The following is a 3038-nucleotide window of genomic DNA, read 5'->3' on the forward strand; positions in this document are numbered from 1 at the left end:
TCACATTTCTAAACTAATTGATCGTCTTGATAATAAGCTATAGAAAAATGAGGCTGAGAAAAAACTTTTGTTTTTTCAACAGCCTCGTTTTTTATACGAATATTGTTACGATATCGTGGCACTAGCCTCGAGCCTTGTCGCGGAGATTATTTCCCGCTTCCATTTCTTATCATTCTTTTTTATCTACTGATTGTTTAAATAAATCATTGAACGCTTCGCTGATTGTTGGGTGGGTATAGATTTGGTCACGAAGCATTTGATAGGGAAGTTTTGCCCGCATTGCCAGAACAATCATGTTGATAATTTCTTGTGCTTCTTGGACATAAAGGGTAGCCCCAATAATTAAGTTCGTTTGTGGATCGACTAATACCTTAAGCAGTCCACGGGTATCCTTCAATACTTTTGCTTTTGGAATTGCAGCAGCAGGCATCTTAAAGAGCAGGTAATCTTTCTCTTGTTTTTGCGCCTCTCTTTCTGTTAAGCCGACTTGTGCAAGGGAAGGTTCGATAAAGACGTTAGTAGGAACAATTAAACGATCACTAATTCGGCGTTCCTTATTACCGAATAATTCATCTTTAATGATCCGGAAGTCATCAAGTGAGATGTAAGTAAATTGGGGACCCCCTTTAACATCCCCGATTGCCCACACATTAGGAACACTAGTGTGGAGGAGGTCATCGACAACAATCGCCCCGTTTTTAGCGACCTTAATATCTGTATTTTGCAAATCAAGGGCCGCTGTTGCAGGTTTTCGGCCTGTTGCCACTAAAATCTTATCAGCAAAAATGGTTGTTTCACGATTATCAGTTCTGGCAAAAGTAATCGCAGCTTGATTATCTTGTTCGCCAATCGCTTTAATATCAACCCCAACTTCAAAGCGAACCCCGTTATCCTTAAAGTTTTGGATTACCATTTCAGCCACATCATCATCTTCACGTGGTAGTAAAGTCTGATGGTGATCAAGAACCGTGACGTGTGAACCAAAGGAAGTGAACATATTTGCGAATTCAAGACCAATATAACCGCCACCGATAATTACGAGTTCACGTGGTAACTTAGGCTGATCCATCGCTTGAGTAGAATTCATAAGAAAACGACTATCCTTTAATCCAGGAATGTCGGGGATGGTTGATGTTGCACCAGTATTGATGAAAATACGTTCGCCCTTGTAAGAAAGAGTATGCCCATCTGGCGTTTGTACATCAATTGTGTGGTTACCAGTAAAATGAGCGGTTCCATCTAAGACAGTGATATTATCTTCACTTGCTAACATTTGATAATTCTTTTGGCGGAGTTGGGATGTCATCACATTTTTCCCATCGACTGCGTCTTCAAATGAGGTTCCATGAGCAGCTTCAATAATTAGCCGTTTGGAGGGAAGGCAAGCAATATTAATGCAGGTTCCCCCGTACATTTGCTTCGATTTTTCAATAACAAGAACTTGTTCTCCGTGTTGAGCGAGAAACTTTGCGAGTGTTTTTCCGCCCTTGCCAAACCCGATAATAATATTTTTGACTGTTTCCATTAAAAGGCCTCCAAAGTTGAAATTATTTTACATACTTTGAAATTATACTAAGAATAAACGCTTTGTCACTTAAAACGCTTAAATGAGCCAAATGTGCAGTTTGCGTTTTACTGAACAAAGTGTTAGGATGATATCGTAAATATATTAGTCCCAACTGCAGTCAGAACTTGTATATTAAAGAAAAACGTATTAGATAAATATTGTACATTATTGATCATAAAGAATGTGCTATCGAAATAAAACGTTTTACTGATTTACAAAAAGTTTTGATTGAGGAGAGATTATAATGAAAGCTGCACATTTAGTAGAACACCCCAAAAAAGTAAATGAAAAGAAACCAGTTATTCAAGAGACCAAGTTTATCGACATCTTAAGCAAGGTTGCAACAGTTGTAGCTATTTTGATGTATGTATCTTACATTTCACAGATTAAGAATAATTTGGCCGGAAATTACGGTGCTCCTTTACAACCATTAGTGGCAGCGCTTAACTGTACGTTATGGTGTATTTATGCTTACTTCAAGCAGCAACGTGATTGGCCAGTCTTCTGGGCAAATTTCCCTGGTATTATCTTTGGCTTAATCACTTTTATCACATGTTTACACTAGGAAAAATAGGATTGCGAGAAAACAAAATTTTCTCCAGTCCTATTTTTTATATGCTAACTCTCAACTCTATGATATAATTAATCGAACATATGTTTAGGAGGAGTAGAGATGCCAAAAGATGGGATGTCGGTAGTTCGCTTTAGTTCTTTTGCACCGGTGACAGAGATGATTTTACAGTCGTTGCCAGCCGAGAAGGACAAAGAAGACCAGAAAGCGCCAGCCATTAAAAACTTTGATCAATTACGTCAACGATTAAATAGTCAAGCGCGATTTCTTATTTTAGACCTTGAGTTTTTTCAGGATCAGCAGAAGCATCGAAATGGCGTTGCTCAGATTGCGGGGAAGATGTTTGAAACACAAAACAGCTTTAATTACTACCTCTATGCCCAGAATATGTCTGCTGAGCGACAATTGGCCTTTTTGCGACAATATGACCTCCGCCTTTCAGAAGTAAACGGATATGAGGTTAGACAGACTTTTAACCGGATTTTTCATTTCATTGCGGTAGAGCGGCCTGACTATATTGTGAGCTGGGATAATGGAACTGACTTTGAATCATTGAATTATGAAGCAAATCGATTAAAAATTAGGAAAGAGGACCGTCCCTGGCGCACGATTCAGTCGTTAGATCTGGAAAAGCTAGTCGCTAAAGAAGTATGGAAAAGTAAAAGTGGGATCAGTTTGGAAAAGATGTGTCGTTTATTGCATCTTCCCCGGGTTAAATATCATCAAGCCCAAAATGATGTGATAGCGATTGAACAAATCTTGAAATTTTATGCTCGTGATTTAGAACGTGAATTAAATTGCCGCTGATCGTTACCAAAATTTAAAATTTAGTTCATGATTTATCCCGATTGACTTTTTATAATTAGTAACAATTGAAAGAAGGTGAACGAGATAAATTTC

3 protein-coding genes are annotated in these 3038 nt (G+C 38.2%); 2 read left to right on the forward strand and 1 reads right to left on the reverse strand.

Annotated elements, in window-relative coordinates; translation table 11 throughout:
- Window positions 1–169: 169 nt before the first annotated feature.
- The gene (locus tag O7635_RS38085; RefSeq protein ID WP_003667138.1) at window positions 170–1525 is read right to left on the reverse strand and encodes an FAD-dependent oxidoreductase; all 1356 of its coding nucleotides are present in this window, start codon (window positions 1523–1525) and stop codon (window positions 170–172) included.
- Between the two features lie 286 nt (window positions 1526–1811).
- Here O7635_RS38085 and O7635_RS38090 point away from each other — a divergent pair, with 286 nt between their 5' ends.
- A complete protein-coding gene (locus O7635_RS38090; protein ID WP_003667139.1) occupies window positions 1812–2132 on the forward strand; it encodes a membrane protein in 321 nt (106 codons plus the stop codon).
- Between the two features lie 108 nt (window positions 2133–2240).
- Complete coding sequence (locus O7635_RS38095; protein ID WP_003667140.1) at window positions 2241–2945, forward strand: hypothetical protein; 705 nt, start codon at window positions 2241–2243, stop codon at window positions 2943–2945.
- Window positions 2946–3038: the final 93 nt, after the last annotated feature.

It is taken from the genome of Asanoa sp. WMMD1127 (assembly GCF_029626225.1).
Lineage (GTDB): Bacteria > Actinomycetota > Actinomycetes > Mycobacteriales > Micromonosporaceae > Asanoa.